Consider the following 1,892-nt stretch of genomic DNA (forward strand, 5'->3'; position numbering starts at 1 on the left):
GGCTTTGGCGAATAAAAAAAGTAAGCGTTGAGGTTGGTCTTGCTCTTGGGCGGCTGTGAGAAGCTCACTAAAGGTAGAAATCATTGTGTGGTCCTTATGTTAATGTGGCGTCATCATAACCACTCTCGCCAAGAGAATAAATGATTAGCGTCAATTGCTTTTGAAGCGTAAGGCAGAGCTTTTGTCGGAGCCCTTGATAATTTTTTGTGAGTGTTTGACTTATGTCATGATTAGCGCGCTCAAGTGTTGTTACTGTAGACGAATTCGTACTGGATATAAAAAACAAGAAAGGTTTGGAGAACTCATGGAATTATTTAGTGAAGTTGAACGCTGTGTCGAGCGGACGATAGAGACGGTTGGTAAAAATATTGTTTTGGGTTTACCTCTAGGTTTGGGAAAACCAAATCAGTTGGCGAATGCTTTTTACAGAAAGGCGCAGCAGGATCCGAGTATTAATCTGCGGATCATTACAGCTTTATCGCTAGAAAAGCCAAGACCAAAAAGTGAAATGGAAGCCAAGTTTCTAGTGCCATTTGTCGAGCGCTTATTTGGTGATTACGAAGAGTTAGAGTATGCCAAGGCAGTCAGGACTAACACCTTGCCGCCGAATGTCGAAGTCTCGGAGTTTTACTTTAAAGCGGGTGCTATGAAGAGCGTTGCCAGTGCGCAGCGAAACTATGTATCGAGTAACTATACCTTTGTATCGCGCGACTTAATGATTAATGGCGTCAATGTGCTGGCACAAATTGTCGCTAAAAAAGAAATAGATGGCCGACCACAGTTGAGCTTAAGCTGTAATACCGATGTTACCCTGGATATTATGCCTCTGATTGAAGAAGAGAGGGCGAAGGGGAAAAAGATCGTCACTATTGCTCAGGTTCATGACGATTTACCGTTTATGTATAACCGTGCAATGGTCGAGAATGATTATTTTGACTTCCAGGTTCATAGTCCTGCCTATCAGACTCGTTTGTTTGCGCCACCAAATATGTCGGTTCCTAACCCTGACTATATGGCAGGCTTATATGCCAGTACTCTAATTAAAGATGGCGGTACATTGCAGATTGGTATCGGTTCATTAGGTGATGCCATCGTTTATGCATGCAAATTGCGCCAGACCGATAACGACGTCTATAAACATGTCGTCGACTCTCTGAATATCGATAAAAAACTTATCTCCGAATATGGTGGCGTGGATGCCTTCGATAAAGGCTTGTATGGTTCCAGTGAAATGTTTGTTAACGGCTTCATGCACCTAATCAAGAGCGGAATTGTAAAGCGTAAGGTCTATGATGATCTTGATTTACAGCGCTTGATTAATGAGGGGAAAATTGGTGAAACAGTTTCACCATCTACACTTGAGTGCTTGTTAAATGAGTCGATTATTTCTCATCAGCTGACTCATTCTGACTTTATTTATCTGCAGCGCTGGGGCATTTTTTCTGATGCCGTACAGTGGGCTGAGGATGGTCTTAAAATAGGCGAAACGACACTTTCGGTTAACTTGTTAGAGCAAGCCAACTTTGCCTCCGTGTGTGAACTATGCCTGGGTGATAACCTCAAGGGTGGTATCTATATGCATGGTGGCTTCTATCTAGGGCCTCAAGACTTTTATCAAGCTTTGCGCGACATGAGTCGAGAGGAAAATGAAAAGATCTGTATGTCGAGTGTCGGTCATATCAACCAGCTTGACTACAATCATCCGCTCCTATCTGCGCAGCGCAAGCACGCTCGTTTTATAAACACCGGCATGATGGTGACGCTAAGTGGTGCGGTTGTATCAGATGGCCTTGAAAATGGCACGGTTGTGAGTGGTGTAGGTGGCCAATATAACTTCGTATCGATGGCTCATGCATTGCCTGATGCGAGATCAATATTGTGCGTTAGAAGTA

1 protein-coding gene is annotated in these 1,892 nt (G+C 43.5%); it reads left to right on the top strand.

Annotation, left to right across the window (positions count from 1 at the left end):
• Nucleotides 1-1,630: 1,630 nt before the first annotated feature.
• Nucleotides 1,631-1,892: acetyl-CoA hydrolase/transferase C-terminal domain-containing protein (locus A3761_RS29040; RefSeq protein WP_369808228.1), on the top strand; the 262-nt coding region annotated here is incomplete at its 3' end.

It is taken from the genome of Oleiphilus sp. HI0123 (genome assembly GCF_001635315.1).